The organism is Achromobacter sp. KK8 (assembly GCF_054188005.1).
Window position 1 is genome coordinate 5,583,541 of sequence record NZ_CM135178.1, and the last position, 18,325, is coordinate 5,601,865.

At 69.0% G+C, this 18,325-nt stretch carries 18 protein-coding genes; 8 read left to right on the forward strand and 10 right to left on the reverse strand.

Going from position 1 to position 18,325, the window contains the following annotated elements; all coding sequences use genetic code 11:
• The first annotated feature begins 31 nt into the window (after positions 1-31).
• A complete protein-coding gene (lysA, locus tag ACVN9Z_RS25660) occupies positions 32-1,261 on the forward strand; it encodes a diaminopimelate decarboxylase (RefSeq protein ID WP_458212791.1) in 1,230 nt (409 codons plus the stop codon).
• 48 nt (positions 1,262-1,309) lie between these two features.
• Here lysA and garL read toward each other — a convergent pair whose 3' ends face one another.
• From garL to ACVN9Z_RS25685, 5 genes are all read right to left on the reverse strand, one after another.
• Positions 1,310-2,077: a 2-dehydro-3-deoxyglucarate aldolase gene (gene garL / locus ACVN9Z_RS25665; RefSeq protein ID WP_020928461.1), complete on the reverse strand. Its 768-nt coding sequence runs from the start codon at positions 2,075-2,077 to the stop codon at positions 1,310-1,312.
• Between the two features lie 69 nt (positions 2,078-2,146).
• Complete coding sequence (locus tag ACVN9Z_RS25670) at positions 2,147-3,142, reverse strand: Bug family tripartite tricarboxylate transporter substrate binding protein (protein ID WP_458212792.1); 996 nt, start codon at positions 3,140-3,142, stop codon at positions 2,147-2,149.
• 115 nt (positions 3,143-3,257) lie between these two features.
• Positions 3,258-4,364, reverse strand: a complete 1,107-nt coding sequence (locus ACVN9Z_RS25675; RefSeq protein ID WP_458212793.1) for an Ldh family oxidoreductase — start codon at positions 4,362-4,364, stop codon at positions 3,258-3,260.
• A gap of 54 nt (positions 4,365-4,418) precedes the next feature.
• The gene (locus ACVN9Z_RS25680; protein ID WP_006384013.1) at positions 4,419-5,132 is read right to left on the reverse strand and encodes a FadR/GntR family transcriptional regulator; all 714 of its coding nucleotides are present in this window, start codon (positions 5,130-5,132) and stop codon (positions 4,419-4,421) included.
• A gap of 120 nt (positions 5,133-5,252) precedes the next feature.
• Positions 5,253-6,182, reverse strand: a complete 930-nt coding sequence (locus ACVN9Z_RS25685) for a dihydrodipicolinate synthase family protein (RefSeq protein ID WP_458212794.1) — start codon at positions 6,180-6,182, stop codon at positions 5,253-5,255.
• 229 nt (positions 6,183-6,411) lie between these two features.
• Between ACVN9Z_RS25685 and ACVN9Z_RS25690 the strand changes: the two genes are divergently transcribed.
• From ACVN9Z_RS25690 to ACVN9Z_RS25700, 3 genes are all read left to right on the forward strand, one after another.
• Positions 6,412-7,413, forward strand: a complete 1,002-nt coding sequence (locus tag ACVN9Z_RS25690) for a tripartite tricarboxylate transporter substrate binding protein (protein ID WP_006384015.1) — start codon at positions 6,412-6,414, stop codon at positions 7,411-7,413.
• Between the two features lie 73 nt (positions 7,414-7,486).
• On the forward strand, positions 7,487-8,458 hold the full coding sequence (locus ACVN9Z_RS25695) for a Bug family tripartite tricarboxylate transporter substrate binding protein (RefSeq protein ID WP_006384016.1): 972 nt from the start codon (positions 7,487-7,489) through the stop codon (positions 8,456-8,458).
• A 110-nt stretch (positions 8,459-8,568) separates the two neighbouring features.
• The gene (locus ACVN9Z_RS25700) at positions 8,569-9,525 is read left to right on the forward strand and encodes a 2-hydroxyacid dehydrogenase (RefSeq protein WP_047991214.1); all 957 of its coding nucleotides are present in this window, start codon (positions 8,569-8,571) and stop codon (positions 9,523-9,525) included.
• A 202-nt stretch (positions 9,526-9,727) separates the two neighbouring features.
• Here ACVN9Z_RS25700 and ACVN9Z_RS25705 read toward each other — a convergent pair whose 3' ends face one another.
• The 3 genes from ACVN9Z_RS25705 to radA form a co-directional block, all read right to left on the reverse strand.
• Entirely contained in the window at positions 9,728-9,967 is a 240-nt protein-coding gene (locus ACVN9Z_RS25705; RefSeq protein ID WP_006384018.1) for a hypothetical protein, read from the reverse strand.
• A gap of 200 nt (positions 9,968-10,167) precedes the next feature.
• Positions 10,168-10,941, reverse strand: coding sequence for a sulfite exporter TauE/SafE family protein (locus ACVN9Z_RS25710; protein ID WP_020928467.1), 774 nt, complete (start codon positions 10,939-10,941; stop codon positions 10,168-10,170).
• 12 nt (positions 10,942-10,953) lie between these two features.
• A complete protein-coding gene (gene radA, locus ACVN9Z_RS25715; protein WP_026384454.1) occupies positions 10,954-12,318 on the reverse strand; it encodes a DNA repair protein RadA in 1,365 nt (454 codons plus the stop codon).
• 431 nt (positions 12,319-12,749) lie between these two features.
• On the opposite strand from radA, the gene ACVN9Z_RS25720 reads away from it, so the two are divergent.
• The gene (locus ACVN9Z_RS25720) at positions 12,750-13,394 is read left to right on the forward strand and encodes a hypothetical protein (RefSeq protein ID WP_020928470.1); all 645 of its coding nucleotides are present in this window, start codon (positions 12,750-12,752) and stop codon (positions 13,392-13,394) included.
• Between the two features lie 113 nt (positions 13,395-13,507).
• On the forward strand, positions 13,508-13,954 hold the full coding sequence (gene hpaR, locus ACVN9Z_RS25725; RefSeq protein ID WP_006384288.1) for a homoprotocatechuate degradation operon regulator HpaR: 447 nt from the start codon (positions 13,508-13,510) through the stop codon (positions 13,952-13,954).
• Position 13,955: 1 nt separating this feature from the next.
• Here the strand turns inward: hpaR and hpaD are convergent, their stop codons facing one another.
• Entirely contained in the window at positions 13,956-14,807 is an 852-nt protein-coding gene (hpaD, locus tag ACVN9Z_RS25730) for a 3,4-dihydroxyphenylacetate 2,3-dioxygenase (RefSeq protein ID WP_006384289.1), read from the reverse strand.
• A 39-nt stretch (positions 14,808-14,846) separates the two neighbouring features.
• The gene (gene hpaE / locus ACVN9Z_RS25735) at positions 14,847-16,313 is read right to left on the reverse strand and encodes a 5-carboxymethyl-2-hydroxymuconate semialdehyde dehydrogenase (RefSeq protein ID WP_054497536.1); all 1,467 of its coding nucleotides are present in this window, start codon (positions 16,311-16,313) and stop codon (positions 14,847-14,849) included.
• A gap of 210 nt (positions 16,314-16,523) precedes the next feature.
• On the opposite strand from hpaE, the gene ACVN9Z_RS25740 reads away from it, so the two are divergent.
• Both ACVN9Z_RS25740 and ACVN9Z_RS25745 read left to right on the forward strand, forming a co-directional pair.
• On the forward strand, positions 16,524-17,552 hold the full coding sequence (locus ACVN9Z_RS25740; protein WP_076469102.1) for a fumarylacetoacetate hydrolase family protein: 1,029 nt from the start codon (positions 16,524-16,526) through the stop codon (positions 17,550-17,552).
• Positions 17,553-17,573: 21 nt separating this feature from the next.
• Positions 17,574-18,323: a fumarylacetoacetate hydrolase family protein gene (locus tag ACVN9Z_RS25745; RefSeq protein WP_006384292.1), complete on the forward strand. Its 750-nt coding sequence runs from the start codon at positions 17,574-17,576 to the stop codon at positions 18,321-18,323.
• Positions 18,324-18,325 lie beyond the last annotated feature (2 nt).

Genomic DNA, 18,325 nt, shown 5'->3' on the forward strand with positions numbered 1-18,325 from the left:
CCCTTTCCCCCCGCTACAAGGTTCACCCGCGATGGCTTTCGATCCGCGCCAGCTCACTCAACTCGCCGCCGAGCACGGCACCCCGCTGTGGGTCTACGATGCCGCCGTCATCCGCGAACGCATCGCCCAGCTGCGCCGCTTCGACGTCATCCGCTACGCGCAGAAGGCCTGCTCCAACCTGCACATCCTGCGCCTGATGCGCGCCGAGGGCGTGATGGTGGACGCGGTGTCGCTGGGCGAGATCGAGCGCAGCCTGGCCGCCGGCTTCGAGCCCGCGGGCGAGCCGGCCGGCGTGGTGTTCACGGCCGACCTGATCGACCACGCCACCCTGGCCACCGTCGTCAAGCACGGCATCACGGTCAATGCCGGCTCGCTCGACATGCTCGAACGCGTCGGCCAGCACGCGCCGGGGCACCGCGTGTGGCTGCGCATCAACCCGGGCTTCGGCCACGGCCACAGCAACAAGACCAACACCGGCGGCCCGCAGAGCAAGCACGGCATCTGGATCGACGACGTCGCCGCCGCCATCGGCATCGTGCGCCGCTACGGCCTGAAGCTGGTCGGCATCCACATGCACATCGGCTCGGGCGTGGACTACGGCCACCTGTCCAGCGTGTGCGACGCGATGGTCGACGTGGTCGCTTCGCTGGACCACGACATCGAGGCCATCTCGGCCGGCGGCGGCCTGTCGATTCCGTATCGCGAAGGCGAGCCGCGCATCGACTGCGACCACTACTTCGAGCAATGGGACGCGGCCCGCAAGCGCATCGAACAGCGCCTGGGCCACGCGGTGCGCCTGGAGATCGAACCGGGCCGCTTCCTGGTGGCCGAGGCCGGCGCGCTGGTGGCCGAAGTGCACGCGATCAACCGCCGCCCCGAGCGCAATTTCGCGCTGGTGGACGCCGGCTTCAACGACCTGATGCGCCCGGCCATGTACGGCAGCTACCACCGCATCTCGGTGCACGCGCCGGACGGCGCCACGCCGCCCACGGCCGAGACCCGCATCGCCGTGGCCGGCCCGCTGTGCGAATCGGGCGACGTGTTCACGCAAGATGCCGGCGGCGTGGTGTCGGACCAGTCGCTGCCGCGGCCGCGCATCGGTGATTTCCTGGTGTTCCACAACGCCGGCGCCTACGGCGCGTCGATGTCCTCGAACTACAACACCCGGCCGCTGGCGGCCGAAGTGCTGCTGGACCGCAACGAGGCGCGCCTGATCCGCCGCCGCCAGACGGTCGCCGACCTGCTGGCGCTGGAACAATAAGGCAAGGCGCGGCCGTGGCGAACGCGACGGCCGCGCGATCAGGCAGGATCAGGTGGGAAAGGCCTCGCGCAAGGCGAAGGTGGCCTGCTTGAACACGCCCAGATCGGTGCCGACCGCGACGAAGTGCATGCCCATGTCCAGGTAGCGGCGCGCATCGGCCTGCACCGGCGCCAGGATGCCCACCGCCTTGCCCTGCGCGGTGACGCGCTGGTACAGGTGGCGGATGGCTTCCTGCACTTCCGGATGGCCCGGATTGCCCAGGTGGCCCAGGGCCGCGGCCAGGTCGGATGGGCCGATGAAGACCCCATCCACGCCCTCGACCGCGGCGATTTCGTCGACCGCCTCGATGCCCGGACGGCTCTCGATCTGCAGCAGCACGCAGATGTTGTCGTTGATGGTCTTGAGGTAATCCGGCACGGTGCCGTAGCGGTTGCTGCGCTGCATGCCGGCCACGCCGCGGATGCCCTGCGGCGGATAGCGGGTCGCGGCCACCGCGCGGCGCGCGTCGTCCTCGGATTCGATGAAGGGGATCAGCAGGTTGTAGAAGCCGATGTCCAGCAGGCGCTTGATTTCGACCGGGTCGTTCCAGGTGGGTCGGCCGATGGCGGCGCTGGCGCTGCCCTGCAGGGCCTGCAACTGCTGCAGGAACATCGGCACGGTATTGGGTGAATGCTCGCCGTCCAGCAGCAGCCAGTCGAAGTCGGCCAGGCCCGCCAGTTCAGCGGTGACGTGGCTGGACATGCACATCCAGAAACCGATCAGGCGTTCGCGCGCCAGGATGCGTTGGCGAAAGCGGTTGGGCAAGGGTGAAGTCATCGCTGCGTGTTTCCCATCGAATGAACCCCGGGCGCCGCCCGGCGCGCGGGGTGTGTTGATACCGATTCCTCAGTCCATGCGGGCGCCGGAGGCCTTGGCCGCCGCGCCCCACTTGGTGATTTCGGATTGGACGAAGGCCGAGAACGCCTTGGGGTCGTCGCCCACCACCACGAAGCCTACGCTTTCCAGCTTCTGCCGGATATCCGGTGAAGCCAGGGCCTTGACGGTGGCCTGGTTCAGGCGCTGGATGATGGCCGGCGGCGTCTTGGCGGGCGCGGACAGACCGAACCACGATTCGGCGGCAAAGCCCGGATAGCCCGATTCCGCCACCGTGGGCGTGTCCGGATAGGCCGGGTTGCGCTGGGCGCTGGCCACCGCCAGCGCGCGCAGCTTGCCCGACTTGACCTGCGGCAGCAGCGAGTCCTGGTTCAGGAACATCACCGACACGCGCCCGCCGATCATGTCGGTGATGGCCGCGGCGCCGCCCTTGTAGGGCACGTGCACCAGGTCGAGCTTGGCGACCTGCTTGAGCATTTCCATGGCCAGGTGGCCCGACGACCCGTTGCCCGAGCTGGCGTGGGTGTACTTGCCGGGATTGGCGCGCACCAGCTTGATGAAGTCGGCGAAGTTGGTGGCCGGGAAATCCATGTTGGCCACCAGCACGTTGGGCCCGGTGGCCAGCAGCGAGATATGGGCGAAGTCGCTGTCGCGGTACGGCATGCTCTGGTAGAGCGAATAGCTGATGGCGTTCGAGCCCACCCCCGACAGCAGCAGCGTGTAGCCGTCGGGCTCGGCCTTGGCGACCACGTCGGAACCGATGTTGCCGTTGGCGCCGCCCTTGTTCTCGACCACCACGCTCTGGCCCAGTTCCCTGGACAGTTCGGCGGCCAGCAGGCGCCCGACCGCGTCGGTGCTGCCGCCTGCGGGGAACGGCACGATCAGCTTGACCGTCCGCGTCGGCCAGTCCTGCGCCAGCAGCAGGCCCGGCGCCAGCGCGGCGGCCGCGCCCAATGCGATGGCGGCCAGTCCCAGCCGGCGGCGCGCCGGCGATGTCTTGTGTTGCATGGTTGTCTCCTTGTCGTGTTTTTCTAATGCTTGCCGCCCGGTGGGCCGGGTCGGTGGATCACCGCGCGGTCGTTGCCGCGCGGCGGGGAAAACGTCATGCGACCGGACGGCGCATTCAGTCCAGCAGATAAGGCACCGAAGCGCGCTGGCAGATCTCGCGCAGGCGCACGGCCAGCGCGGGCGGGATCGGGATGCCGTCGATCCGGCGGCGCGCGCGCTCGGCGGCCTCGGGCTCGCCGGCCACCAGCACCGGCTCGTCGGGCCGCGCCGGCGGGGTGTCGTGCAGCGTGTCGATCAGGTCGTCCATGTCCGATTCAAATGAGCCGCTGGCGCGGAACGCGTCGGGATTGAGCGCCAGGAAGAAATGGCCGACGTCGTCCGGCTCGCCCGGCCGCCGGGTGACGTTGCGGCGCGCCGCCAGCGCGCTGCCGCTGAGCGTGCCGCCCAGGATCTGCACCATCATCGCCAGGCCGTAGCCCTTGTGGCTGCTCATGGCCGGCGTGCCGCCCAGCGGCGTCAGCCCGCCTTCGGGATGCTTGAAGATGAACTGCATGGCGGTATCGGCCGCGATGACCGGCTCGCCCCGCCCGTCCACCGCCCAGCCCGGCGGCAGCGGCTTGCCGAGGAAGTCGTACACCTTGACCTTGTTGGCCGCCACGGTGGTGGTGGCCATGTCGAGCACGAACGGCTCGTTGTGCGCGGCCGGCGCGCCGAAAGCGATGGGATTGGTGCCCAGCATCGGCATGGCGCCGCGCGTGGGCACCATGATGACGCCGTTGGCGCTGCTGGTGACCAGCCCGACCACGCCGCGTTCGACCGCGATGCGCGCATAGACGCCGGCCGCGCCGAAGTGGTGGGAATTGCACACCGACACCGCGCCCACGCCGTGTTCCAGCGCCTTGTCGACGGCCAGGTTCATGGCCTGCGCCGACACCGGGTAGCCCAGGCCGCCCATGCCGTCCAGCAATGCGCTGGCGCCGCCGTCGCGCACCAGGCGCGGCCGCGCGTCGAGCCTGAGCGTGCCCGCGCGCAGCTTTTCCTCGTATGAAGGCAGCATCGAGATGCCGTGCGAATCGATGCCCAGCAGATCCGTCTCGGCCATCAGGCCGGCGGTGATGGCGGCCAGGTCGGGCGCCATGCCCCAGGCCTGCAACACGATCAGAATCTGTTCACGCACCTGCCCCGCCGATGCCGCTGTTCCTGCCGAACCATTGCCTTGCACGCGATGTCTCCTGCTGTTGTCAGTGTGAAGCTCCCGGACGGCGCGAGCGGCCGGTCAATCGCGTTCGCGGTCGACCAGCCGGTGGCGGGCCTGGCCCAGGTGGAATTGCATGGCGACCCGGGCGCGCTCGCCGTCCTGGGCGCGGATCGCGTCCAGGATGGTGGCGTGCTCGTCGAGGACGCGCTGGGCGCGCTGGCGCGACCCGGTGCGGGTCAGGTTGAGCGTCAGGCGCATGAAGCCGTTGATGGACTCGTGGATGCTTTCCAGCACCCCGAGATAGAAGTCGTTGCCAGTGGCCTCGGTGATGCTGGCGTGGAACGCCAGGTCGGCCTCGGCCGACATCTGGCCGCGCGCCAGGCTGTCGGCGAAGGCGGCGTGCGCGGCTTCGATCTTTTGCAATTGCTCGTCGGTGCGGCGCAGCGCCGCCAGCCGCGCGGCATCGCCTTCGAGCGCCACGCGCAGTTCCTGCGCGCGCAGGTAGGCGCCGACGTTGCCGACGTCGCTGAAGGCGGTCAGGCGCGGCGCCGGCTGGTGACTGACGAAGGTGCCCAGGCCCTGGTGGGCGGTGATGAGGCCATCCGCGCGCAGGCGCAGCAAGGCTTCGCGCACCACCGGCCGCGATACGCCGAAGCGTTCGGAGATCTCGTTCTCGGAAGGCAGCTTGTCGCCGACGTTGAGATTGCCGGCGACGATCTGCTCGAAGATCTGCCCGTACAACTGGTCGGCCAGCCGCACGCGGTGGCCGCGTTCCAGCACCAGCGCGCCCATGGCGTCCGGCTCGGCGGACGCGGGCGGCGCGGATGGGGGCGATGCTTTGGGTCGGGCCACGAAATCTCCTGGGGCGTATCGGCAGCGCTCATCGTACCGTCAATGCCGCGCGCGCGGCCATCAGGCCGCCACGGCGTCGCGGTCCCAGGCGGCCAGCGCGCGCGCCACCGGCGCCACCCGTTCGCGCTCGGCGCTGGAGATGCCGGTCAGCAGCGGCAGCATCGGCCCCATGTCGGCCACGCCGGACAGGGTCACGGCGTCGTGCAGCACGCGGATCGGGCTGATCGAATCGCGGCAATCCTCCAGGCCCAGGTAGCTGGCGCGCACCGTTTCGGCTTCGTCATAGCGGCCTTCCTTGAGCAGCTGAAGCAGGCGCATCGAACCACGCGGCGCAACGCAGACCGAGCCCGAGGTGAAGCTCTTCAGCCCGAAGTCGCGGTAGTGGACGATGGCCGGGCGTTCGCCAATGCCGCTGACCACGCGGTTGCTGTCCACGCTTTGCAGCAACGCCGACAGGTAGGCGTCGCGCGCCGGATTCTCGCGCACCACGGCGTACTTGAACGCGACGATGCGGCCTTCCTCGACCAGGCGCGCCGCCGTTGCCGGCGCCAGGTAATCGGCCGACTTGATGTAGACCACGGCGGGCTTGCCCAGCGCATCGGTGAAGCGGCGCACGCCATCGGCCAGGCCGGCATCGGTGTAGGGAAACGACATGGGCAGCAGCATGGCCGTCGGAAAGGCGCGGCTGCGCAGGATTGCCGCCTGATCCATCATCTTGCCGAAATCCGGACCGACCGACGGCAGGATCCAGGTGTCCGGCCCGGCCAGCGACGCCAGCAGGTCGACGATGCGCGCGTACTCGCCCACGCCGACGTTGTAGAAGTTGGCATTGCCGCCGTACATCACGTTGCGCACCCCGCCCGCCTCCAGGTGCCACAGCAGGGCCTGGTTGGCGGCTTCGTTCAGGGACAGGTCCGCGTGGCGCGCCAGCGGCGGCACCGCGATGACGGAACGCTGCAGGTCCTGGACGGTGACCGGGGAGGTTTTCATGGCGGGTCTCCTGGTGGATTCCGCGGCGGAATCCAGTTGTTAGATGAGTGGCTTCCAAAAAGTATACTTGGTTGACAAGTAGACCCTCAATACCTATATTCGTTTTACAAGTCATCGGCATCACGACGGCAGGGCGCGACAGACGCCGGCAGCATTCAAGCGGGCTCCGGCCCGGCAGGAACACCCCACAAACGATGCGCGGCCACGCGCACACGAGGAGACGATTTCCATGCTTGCAGCCCCTTTGCGCGGCCGCCTGGCCCTTGCCGCCTGCCTGGCCGCCGCAGCCCTGCTGCCGTGCGCGGCCGGCGCCAGCACCGATTACCCGGCGCGCGACGTCAGGATCGTCGTGCCCTTCCCGGCCGGCGGCACGGCCGACATTGCCGCGCGCGTGGTGGCCGCCGAACTGGGCAAGGCCTGGGGCAAGGCGGTGGTGGTGGACAACAAGGCGGGCGCGGGCGGCAACGTCGGCACCGCCGAAGCCGCCCGCGCCACGCCCGATGGCTACACCCTGCTGATGGGCACCGTCAGCACCCATGCCATCAACCAGTCCGTCTACGCCAAGCTGCCCTACGATCCGGTCAAGGACTTCACGCCGGTCACGCTGGTGATCCCGGTGCCCAACGTGCTCGAACTGAATCCCGGTTTCGCCGACAAGCACGGCATCCGCAACGTGGCGGACCTGATCAAGTACCTGAAGGCCAATCCCGGCAGCGTCAACATGGCCTCGACCGGCAACGGCACCTCGACCCACCTGTCCGGCGAGCTGTTCCAGGCCATGACCGGCACCCGCATGACGCACGTGCCCTACAAGGGCAGCAGCCCGGCGCTGACCGACGTGATGGCGGGCTCGGCCGACCTGATCTTCGACAACCTGCCCTCGTCGATGGGCTTCATCAAGGGCGGCAAGTTGCGGCCGCTGGCGGTCACCACCGCCACGCGCTCGCCGGCGCTGCCGGACGTGCCGACGTTGGCCGAGGCGGGCGTGACGGGCTACGAGGCCTCCAGCTGGTTCGGCCTGCTGGCCCCCGCCGGCACGCCGCGCGAGATCGTCGACAAGATCCAGCGCGATGTCGCCGCGGCGCTGCAGCAGGCGCCGGTACGCGCCCAGCTGCAGGCCCAGGGCGCCACGCCGTCGGGCAACACGCCGGCACAGTTCACCCAGTTCATGGCGCGGGAAACCGTCAAGTGGGCCGCGGTCGTGAAGCAATCGGGCGCCAAGGTCGACTGACCGGCGCCGGTCCGGACCCGGCCGCCACGCGTGGGCGCCGGGTTCTTCATCATCACGCGAACCAGGAGACACCATGAACAGATCGATATGCGCGGTCGCGCTGTCCGCCGCCGCCCTGCTTGCCGGGCCGGCGGTCCACGCCGCCGGCTATCCCACCAAGCCCGTCACGATGATCGTGCCGTTCGTGCCGGGCGGCTCGTCCGACATCACCGCGCGCAGCGTCACGCCCGGGCTGACGAAGGCGCTCGGCCAGACCTTCGTGGTCGAGAACAAGCCGGGCGCCAACAGCGCCATCGGCGCGCAGGCGCTGGCCCGCTCCACGCCCGATGGCTACACCATGATGGTCGGCTCGATCGGCACCTTCGCCATCAACGAGGCGCTGTACAAGAATCTTTCGTACAACCCCAGCAAGGACTTCGAATACCTGACGCAGGCCGTGCGCAACCCCAACGTGCTGGTGGCCTCGCCGTCGTTCCCGGCCAGCACGGTGGCCGAGCTGGTGGACTATGCGAACAAGAATCCGGGCAAAGTGTCGTACGCTTCGTCCGGCACGGGTTCGTCCGACCACCTGTCGGCGGTGATGTTCCGCCAGCGCACGCAGACCTCGGGCGTGGACGTGCCGTACCGCGGCGGCGGCGCCGCCATCGCCGACCTGATCGGCGGCCAGGTCAACGTGTCGTTCCAGAACCTGGGCGCGGTGCAGACCCACATCAAGGCCGGCAAGCTCAAGGCGCTGGCCATCACCGGCGATGCGCGCGCGGCCGATCTGCCGGACGTGCCGACGCTGGCCGAGGCCGGCATCAAGGACATGGTGGTGTATTCGTGGCAGGGCTTCGCGGTGCCCAAGGGCACCCCGCCGGACGTGGTGCAACAGCTGACCAAGGCCCTGCAGGCCGCCCTGCGCGACCCGCAGACCGAAAAGACGCTGCAGGGGCTGGGCTTCGAAGTGGTGGCCAACACGCCGCAGCAGTTCAGCGCGTTCCAGCAGGCCGAGGTCAAGCGCTGGAAGGACGTGATCCAGAAGGCCAACATCCAGCTGGAATAAGGCCGCCGGGCGGCGCGGCCGGCGGCCTGCCGCGCCGCCCGCCCCCTCTCAGCCGGATTCAAGGCCGGATCAAGTAGCATGAAGGTTTCGCCACCCACCTGTACGACAACATGACCACCAAGCATCGCATCATCCAGGTCGGCTCGCTGGCCGGCTCGCCCTCCGCCAACCAGCGCCTCGCGGAGCGCTACGACGTCATCGAGCTCTGGAAGCAGCCCGACCGCAAGGCCGCCCTGGCCGAACTGGGCAAGGGCGTCACCGCCGTCGTCACCTCGGCCAACTTCGGCGCCAATGCCGAGCTCATCAACGCCCTGCCCGACCTGAAGGCCATCTGCAGCTGGGGCGTGGGCTACGAGACCATCGACGTGCAGGCGGCGCATGCGCGTGGCGTGCAGGTCAGCAACACGCCCGACGTGCTGACCGACTGCGTGGCGGACCTGGCCTGGGGCCTGATGATCGCCGGCGCCCGCCGCATGGGCCAGGGCGAACGCTTCGTGCGCGCCGGCCAGTGGGGCCAGGTGCACGGCAGCATTCCACTGGGCCAGCGCGTCAGCGGCAAGAAGCTCGGCATCGTCGGCCTGGGCCGCATCGGCGAAGCCATCGCCCGCCGCGGCCTCGGCTTCGACATGCAGGTGCGCTATCACAATCGCAGGAAGCGCGACGACGTCGACTACGGCTACGAGGCCTCGCTGACCGACCTGGCGGCCTGGGCCGATTTCCTGGTCGTGGCCACCGTGGGCGGTCCCGCCACGCGCCACCTGGTCAACCGCGAGGTGCTGGAAGCGCTTGGCCCGCGCGGCATCATCGTCAACATCGCGCGCGGTCCGGTCATCGACGAGGCCGCGCTGGTGGCCGCGCTTGAGGCCGGCAAGCTCGGCTTCGCCGCGCTCGACGTGTTCGAGCATGAACCCAAGGTGCCCGAGGCGCTGATCAAGAGCGACCAGGCGGTGCTGCTGCCGCACATCGGCAGCGCCACGCTGGAGACGCGCCAGGCGATGGAAGACCTGATGCTGGAAAACCTGGCGGCGTATTTCGACACCGGCCGCGTGATCACCCCGGTGGACTGACGACGCGGGCGGGAACGGCGGCGCGGCCAGCGCCGTCGGCGCCCACGCAAGTGGCTCGAATACGGGCAACACAAACGCAGGCAATACAAACGAAAAAGCCTCCCGGCGCCCATACCGAGAGGCTTTCGACTTCCAGGCCCGAAAACCCGTCCGTCGTGCAAAGGAACTGCCGGACCTCGCGGTCCGATGCTGCGTGACTGCCTTACTTCGCGGGCGCCGTGGCGGTGCCCGATTTGTCCATCTTGGCGGCGCCCGATTTCTCGGTGCCCTGCTTGGCGGACGTTTTGTCGGACTTGTGATGCTTGTGCTGCGCCTGGGTCTTGGTTTCGCCCGACTTGGTCGTGGCATCGGCGCCCGCCGCGAACGCCGAAGGCGCGGCGGCAAGGCCGAGGCACAAGGCCGAAGTGGACAGGAACGCAGCGATACGGGAGTGGGTCGTCATTACATGAACTCCTAATGGTGAAAGCCCGGGGCTGGCCCCTGGCCTTTCCGACACGGGGCGGCAACATCGCCGCATGACCCGTACTCCGTTGGAACCGGCCCCCCGCCGAAGGTTCAGCGCGCCGTGGGAAATTTTCGCGCCCTTTCCGACGTTAACGCTTCGTCATGGGATCGTGACAATCGACTCCCGGCGAGCGGCGCTCAGCTTTCAAATACCAGCAGCGCCACGGTGGCGAACAGCATCGCCGCGAAGCTGGCTCTCAGCTTGCGTTCAGGCAGACGATAGGCCAGCCGCACGCCGACCGGCACGAACAGCAGGCTGCCCGCCGCCAGCGGCAGGCCCACCAGCCAGTCGGCCTGGCCGGCCCATGAGTACGTCACCAGCGCCACCGCGGAACCCGGGATCACCATGCACAGCGCCAGCGCCTGCGCGGTGGTCTGCGGCAGCCGGAACACCGTGGTGATGATGGGCACCGCCAACACCGCGCCACCGACGCCGAAGAAGCCGCCCAGCGTGCCGCACAGCACGCCCAGCGCGGTGGCGCGGCGCGGCGTGAACACCGGGGCGTTGCCGCCGGCCCTGGGCGCGCGCCGGGCGCGGCCGGCGCGCCAAGTCTGCCAGGCGTAGAACAGCGCGATGAAGAACAGGAACACGGCGAAGCTCAGGCGCAACACGCCCGAATCGATGCCCAGCGCCAGCCGCGCGCCGACCCAGGTGAACACCACCGCGCCGCCCGCGCCCGCCAGCGCCACGCGGCGGTCGATGCGGGTCTGCTGGTTGTACTTGCGCACCGCCATCATGATGGTGGGCAGCACCATGATCAGCGCGGTGCCCTGCGCCAGCTGCTGCGACATGCCCATCAGCAGCACCAGCGCCGGAATCGCGATCATGCCGCCGCCGATGCCCAGCACGCCGCCCATGAAGCCAATGAGGCACCCCGCGCCCAGGCACAGGGCGATCAGCAACAGACTCACGTGAGGCTCCCGTCAGCGCAGCTTGTCGAGCGCGGCGTCGAGCCGGTCCACCGCCCAGATCTCCAGCCCCTCGATGGGCTGGCGCGGCGCATTGGCCTTGGGGATGAGCGCGATCGAGAAGCCCAGCTTGGCGGCTTCGCGCAGGCGTTCCTGGCCGCGCGGCGCGGGCCGGATCTCGCCCGCCAGGCCGACTTCGCCGAAGGCGATCAGCCCGCGCGGCAGGGGCCGGTCGCGCAGCGATGACATGATGGCCAGCAGCACCGGCAGGTCGGCCGCGGGCTCGGTGATGCGCACCCCGCCCACGGCGTTGACGAACACGTCCTGGTCGAAGGTCGAGACGCCGGCATGGCGGTGCAGCACCGCCAGCAGCATCGCCAGGCGGTTGCCCTCCAGGCCGACCGTCAGGCGGCGCGGATTGGGCGCGTGGGAACTGTCCACCAGCGCCTGGATCTCGACCAGCAGCGGACGGGTGCCCTCCTGCGTGGCCATTACGCAGGAGCCGGCCACCTGCTGCTCGTGCTGCGACAGGAACAGCGCCGACGGGTTGGCCACGCCGCGCAGGCCGCGGTCGGTCATGGCGAACACGCCCAGCTCGTTGACCGCGCCGAAGCGGTTCTTGAAGGCGCGCACCAGGCGGAACGACGAGTGCGTGTCGCCCTCGAAGTACAGCACCGTATCAACGATGTGTTCGAGCACGCGCGGTCCGGCCAGCGCGCCGTCCTTGGTGACGTGGCCGATCATGACGATGGCGATGCCGGTCTGCTTGGCCAGGCGCGTCAATTGCGCGGCGCACTCGCGCACCTGCGACACCGAGCCGGGCGCGGCGGTCAGTTCGCCGCTGTAGAGGGTCTGGATCGAGTCGATCACGGCTACGCTGGGCTTCTGCTCGGACACCGCCGCCTGGATCGCCTCCAGGCGGATTTCCGCCAGCAGGTTGACGTTGCCGGTCTGCAAACCCAGCCGGCGCGCGCGCAACGCCACTTGCTCGGCCGATTCCTCGCCCGTGACATAAAGCACGTTGGTGCTTTCCGAGAGCGACGCCAGCGCCTGCAGCAGCAGGGTCGACTTGCCGATGCCGGGATCGCCGCCGATCAGCACCACGGCGCCGGCCACCAGGCCGCCGCCCAGCACGCGGTCGAATTCCTCCAGCCCGGTGGGGGTGCGCGGGGTTTCGCGCGCCTCGATCTCGGACAGGCTGCGCACGGGGCTGCTGGAGGCCAGCGGCGCGTAGCGGTGCGAGGCGGCCGCCGCGGGCGCGGACGATTCGACGGTTTCTTCCAGGGTGTTCCAGGCATTGCAGTGCGGACACTTGCCTTGCCATTTCGGGGTGGTGCCGCCGCATTCGGCGCACACGTATACGGTTCGGGTCTTGGCCATGGGCGCAAGTTTACCGGCAGCAGGCGGGCCGCGGGGTCGCCAGCGCGCGGCCGCGACACCGCTTTTCCAGCCCATTTGGCCCCATGCCGGTGCATACCGCTTTCAATCTGCTTGCAGAAACAGGGACACCATGCAGTTACACCATGCAAACACAAGAAATTCACTGGCAGATTTCTGCAAATCGCGCATAATCACCGGGTGATGCGCAATGTTGAACCGTCGGTTATATGGCGGCATACCCGGCGCCGCCGTCCACCCCGACGGCACGACGGAAATCGCGGCGCATTGCAAGCTGTCGGCCGTGCATGCGGCCACCTAAACCGGAACACGACCCCCAGCCTGGACGAGATCGCCGGACCACCGGCGCGGCGCGGGCAAAGGTCAAACGCGCATGCGCCCTGCCACCAGGCGTCTGCGCGAGGAGTACGCGCATGAGCATTGCCTATCGCCCCCCCTTCGACGAAGACGACGAACTGGATTTGCGCGCCGTGTATCGCAAGCCCAGGACCGGCGGCAGCCCCGAACTGGACGCGGCCGTGCGCCGCACCTGGCATCCCGGCCACAGTTGGCACCCGGGCTGGGCCGCGGCCGCCTGCGCGGCGCTGGTGGCCGGCCTGTTCGCTTGGACCGACATGCGCGAAAACGCCGAGATGATCGACATGACGCCGCAACTGGCCGTGTCGCAGGAAGCCGAGGCCAGCCCCGAACGCGCGCCGGCACCGCGCCTGGTGGGCACCGACGCGCCCGCGCCGCAGCAGGCGGCCGCCCCGGAAATCCAGCGCGCCGCGCAACCGCCGGCCGAGTCGCAAGCCAACGTCCCGCCCCAGCTGGCCACGGCCGAGCCGGCGCCCCAGGCGGCGGCGCTGGAGCCCGCGGCCGAACAAACCGCCAGCGCCGAGCCCGTTGCCTTCAGCGACCAGGACATCGAGGCGCGCGTGGCGCACATCCGTGCCTTGATGCAGGACGATCAGCAGGAAGACGCCGTGGCCGCGCTGCGTGAACTGCAGCAAGGCGCGCCAGACCTGACGCTGCCCGACGACCTGCAGGAACTGGCGCAGCAGAACCCGGCTTCCTGACCCTTTTTTCCTTCCCCCGTTCGTTTGCCAGGCCCGCGCCCGTCGCGGGCCTGGACGTTGATGTCCCCGGAAATCAAACAGAAAAAGAACGGCTTCTTGCTAACATAGCCGCCATGAGTCCCAGCTTCCACCACCGCAACCTCCCCCACCTGCTGCTTTACGCGCGCGAAACCCTGATGGCGCATTTCCGGCCCATCCTGCATGCCGCCGGCGTCACCGAGCAGCAATGGCGGGTGTTGCGCACCCTGAGCGAAGTGGGCGCGATGGAGCCCAACCAGATCGCCCGCAGTTGCCAGATCCTCAGCCCCAGCCTAACGCGCATGCTGGCGGGCATGGAGGAACAGGGCCTGATCAAGCGGGTGCGTTCGAGCGCGGACCAGCGGCGCCAGGAGATTTCCCTGACGCCCAAGAGCAACAAGCTGATCGACCGCATGCGTCCGCAAGTGGACGCCAAGTACCAGGAAATCGAAGACCGGATCGGCAAGGAATTGCTCGAGCGCCTGTACACCGACGTCGACGCGATGGTCGAGCTGATCAAGCGCGACCCCGCCTCGGAATGAATCAGTCGGGCACGGGCAGGATGGCGTTGATCTGCCCCGTGCCCGAACTGGTGAAGTAGTCGGTGACGATCTCGGCCGGCCGGTCGTAGGCGTCCCAGCCCAGCAATCCCAGCAGCATGGCGGTGTCATGCATGCCGCCCTCGCCCACGCACAGCTCGGCGTATTCCGGCAGCATGGCGCAGAAGGTCTTCCAGTCGCCCTGGCGCCACAGGTCCACCACGCGCAGGTCGACCTGGCGGTAGAACTCGCGGCTGATCTGGTGCATGGCGGCCTCGGGGCTGCCGTTATCGTTGAAGCGGTGCGACAACGAGCCGCTGGCCAGCACCGCCACGCGGCTGTCGCTCTGCTCGATGGCTTGCCGCAGGGCCGCGCCGAAGCGACGGCTGTCGTCCAACGCGTGCCAGGCGCACCAGGCCGCCACCGACACCACCTTGAAGCGGTCGTCGCCATTCATGTAGCGCATCGGCACCAGCGTGCCGTATTCCAGTTCGAGGCTGGCGATCTCGTGCGCGCGGGCAGGCACGCCGGCGGCGCCGGCGCATTCGGCGATGCGCCGCCCCAGCGCCGGATCGCCGCGGTAGGCGTAGTCCATGTCCTTTATGAAGTGCGGCAGTTCGTTGCTGGTGTAGCGGCCGGCGAAGCGTTCGTTGCAGTTGATGTGGTAGCCGGCGTTCACCAGCCAGTGCACGTCCAGCACCACCAGCGTGTCGACGTCCAGGTCGCGGCAACGCTGGCCAATGCGGCGATGGCCCTCGATGGCGGCCTCGCGGCAACCGTGATGGCGGCCGGGCATTTCAGATAGATACATGGACGGCACATGCGTTACCTTGGCCGCCAGCGCGAGCTTGCCCATGATGCTTGTCTCCTGTTGTTCTCGGTATCCGGGCGTCCTTCAGACGCCCCACTTCGGAATGTGGTGGCTGCCCATCGAGACGCAGACGTTCTTGATCTCGGCAAACACTTCATAACTGTATTCACCACCCTCGCGGCCGGTGCCGGACTCCTTGGTGCCGCCGAACGGCTGGCGCAGGTCGCGCACGTTCTGGCTGTTGATGAACACCATGCCGGCCTCGATGCCGCGCGCCAGCCGGTGGGCGCGGCCGATGTCGCTGGTCCAGATGTAAGAGGCAAGGCCATACTTGACGTCGTTGGCCAGCGCCAGGCCATGGGCCTCGTCCTTGAACGGAATCAGGCAGGCGACGGGGCCGAAGATCTCTTCCTGGGCGCAGCGCATGCGGTTGTCGACGTCGGCCAGCACGGTGGGACGCACGAAGTTGCCGCCCGCCAGGTGCGCCGGCATGCCCTGCGGCGCGTCGGCGCCGCCGGCCAGGATGCGCGCGCCCTCTTCGCCGGCCAGGCGGATGTAGCCGGTGACCTTTTCCCAGTGCTGGCGCGTGATCATCGCGCCCACGTTTGTCTTTTCATCGGTCGGGTCGCCCACCACCAGGCGGTTGGCGCGCTCGGCGAAGCGGCGCACGAAGTCATCGTAGATCGATTCCTGCACGAAGATGCGCGAGCCCGCGGTGCAGCGCTCGCCGTTGAGCGAGAAGATGGTGAACAGCGCGGCGTCCAGCGCGCGCTCGACGTCGGCGTCGTCGAACACCAGCACCGGCGACTTGCCGCCCAGCTCCATCGAGAACTTCTTGATGCCGCCCGCGCTCGCCATGATCTTCTTGCCGGTGACGGTGCCGCCGGTGAACGAGATCGCGCGCACGCCGGGATGGCGCACCAGCGCGTCGCCGGCGGTGGCGCCATAGCCCTGCACCACATTCAGCACGCCGGGCGGAATGCCGGCTTCCAGCGCCAGCAGGCCGAGCTGGTCGGCCGTCAGCGGCGACAGCTCCGACATCTTCAGCACGGCGGTATTGCCCAGCGCCAGGCAGGGCGCGGTCTTCCAGGTCGCGGTCATGAAAGGCACGTTCCAGGGCGATACCAGCGCGCACACGCCCACCGGCTGGTAGAGCGTGTAGTTCAGCATCTGGTCGTCCACCGGGTAGGTGTGGCCGTTCATGCGGGTGCAGACTTCGGCGAAGAAGGTGAAGTTCTCGGAGGCGCGCGGGATCAGCTGCTTGCGCGTCTGCGAGATCGGCAGGCCGGTGTCCCGCGTTTCCAGCTCGGCCAAGTGCGGCACATTGCGGTCGATCAGTTCGCCCAGCCGCCGCATGAGGCGCGCGCGCTCCTTGGCGGGCGTGCCGGCCCACCTGGGAAAGGCCTCGGCCGCGGCCGCAACGGCGGCATCGATCTCGGCCTGGCCGCCGGCGGCCACTTCGTCGATGGCCTCGCCCGTGGCCGGGTTGAAGGTGGTGAAGCGGTCGGCGCTATCGACCTGCCTGCCGTTGATCCAGTGCTTGATGCTCACGTGCGTCTCCTCGGGTCCCGCGATGGCCGCCGGAGGGAATCCGGCGGCGATGCGAAAATTTAGTTAACGAGTTAACTTTATGCTTGCCTTCGCGCCCCTGTCAACGGCGGAAAACCCCTGTCGCGCGCCAGCCGCGTCGATTGCCGCGGCCTCGGTTTTTCACTATTATGATTAACATGCTAACTATATCGGCCCGGTCCCGCGCCTGCCATGCCCCATATCTGGATTGAGTATTCCGCCAACCTCGACCTGGACACCCGCGCCCTGATGCGCGCGGTCCAGGACGCCGCCGTGGGCGACGGCAGCCTGTATCCGCTGGCGGGCGCCCGCAGCCGCGCCGTGCGGATCGATGACTACCTGATCGCCGACGGCCATCCCGACAACGCTTTCGTGCACGTGCTGCTGCGCATCGGCCACGGCCGCAGCGCCGCGCAGCAGGCGGCATTGGGCGAGCGCACGTTCCAGGCCCTGCGCGACGCGCTGGCGCCGGAAATGGCGCGCCGGCCGCTGGGCCTGTCGCTGCAGGTCGAGGAAGCCGACGCGGTGCTCAACTACAAGCACAGCAACTATCGCGAATACCTGGCGGCCCGCGCCGCCGCGCTGCCGCGCACCGTTGCGGGCGCGGCGCTCAATACGCGCCAGGCGCTGGCCGCGCTGGGCGAGGCGATGAATGCGCCGCCCTACCAGGCCGCGCCGCGCGCGCCGGTGCTGTACATCAAGCCGGCCAACACCTATGCCGCCGACGGCGATGCGATCGCGTTGCCGGCCGACGTGCCCGAGGTGCGCATCGGCGCCAGCCTGGGCATCGTGTTCGGCCGCCGCGCCAGCCGCGTCAGCGAAGCCGAGGCCCTGGCCCACGTGGCCGGCTATCGCGTGGTGGCCGACCTGTCGGCGCCGCACGACAGCTATTTCCGGCCCGCGCTCAAGCAGCAGTGCCGCGACGGCTTCTGCCCGATCGGCCGCGAACTGGCGCCGGTCGCGGCGGTGCCGGATCCCGACGCGCTCGGCATCGAGGTCTGGGTCGACGGCGCGCTGGCACAGCGCGCCAGCACCGCCGACCTGGTGCGGCCGGTGGCGCGCCTGATCGCCGACGTCACCGAATTCATGAGCTTCGAACCCGGCGACATCCTGCTGGCCGGCGCCCGCGCCGACGCCCCGCTGGCGCACGCCGGGCAACGCTACGAAATCCGCATCGCCCAGGTCGGCGCGCTCGGCAACACGCTCATCGCCGGCGCCTGAGGCGCCCTCACGGAACCCGCCATGAAACACGCACGCATCGCCTACGAAGGCGCCATCCACGCCGCCACCGACGCTGGCAACGGCCAGATCCGCCTGGCGGACGGCCGCCTGCTGGCCGAGGACGCGGTGACCTGGCTGCCGCCGATCGAGCCGCGCACCACCTTCACGCTGGCCATCAACTATGCCGACCACGCCAAGGAACTGGCGTTCAAGGCGCCGGCCGAACCGCTGGGTTTTCTCAAGGCCGCCAACACCTTCGTCGGCCATCGCGCGCGCACGCTGCGGCCGGCCGACGTGGGCTTCATGCACTACGAATGCGAACTGGCCGTGGTGATCGGCAAGACCGCCCGCAACGTGACGCGCGCGCAGGCCTACGACTACGTGGCCGGCTACACCGTGGCCAACGACTACGCGCTGCGCGACTACCTGGAAAACTGGTATCGCCCCAACCTGCGCGTCAAGAGCCGCGACACCTGCACGCCGCTGGGGCCGTGGCTGGTGGACCGCGACGACGTGGCCGACCCGATGAACCTGGACCTGCGCACCACAGTCAACGGTGTCGAGACCCAGCGCGGCAACACCCGCGACATGGTGTTCGACATCCCCGCCCTGATCGCTTACTTCAGCGGCTTCATGACGCTGTCGCCCGGCGACCTGATCCTGACTGGCACGCCCGACGGCATCGTCAACGTGCAGCCGGGCGACGAGGTCGTGACCGAAATCGACGGCATCGGCCGGCTCGTCAACACGCTGGTGCCCTGCCCCGCCTGATT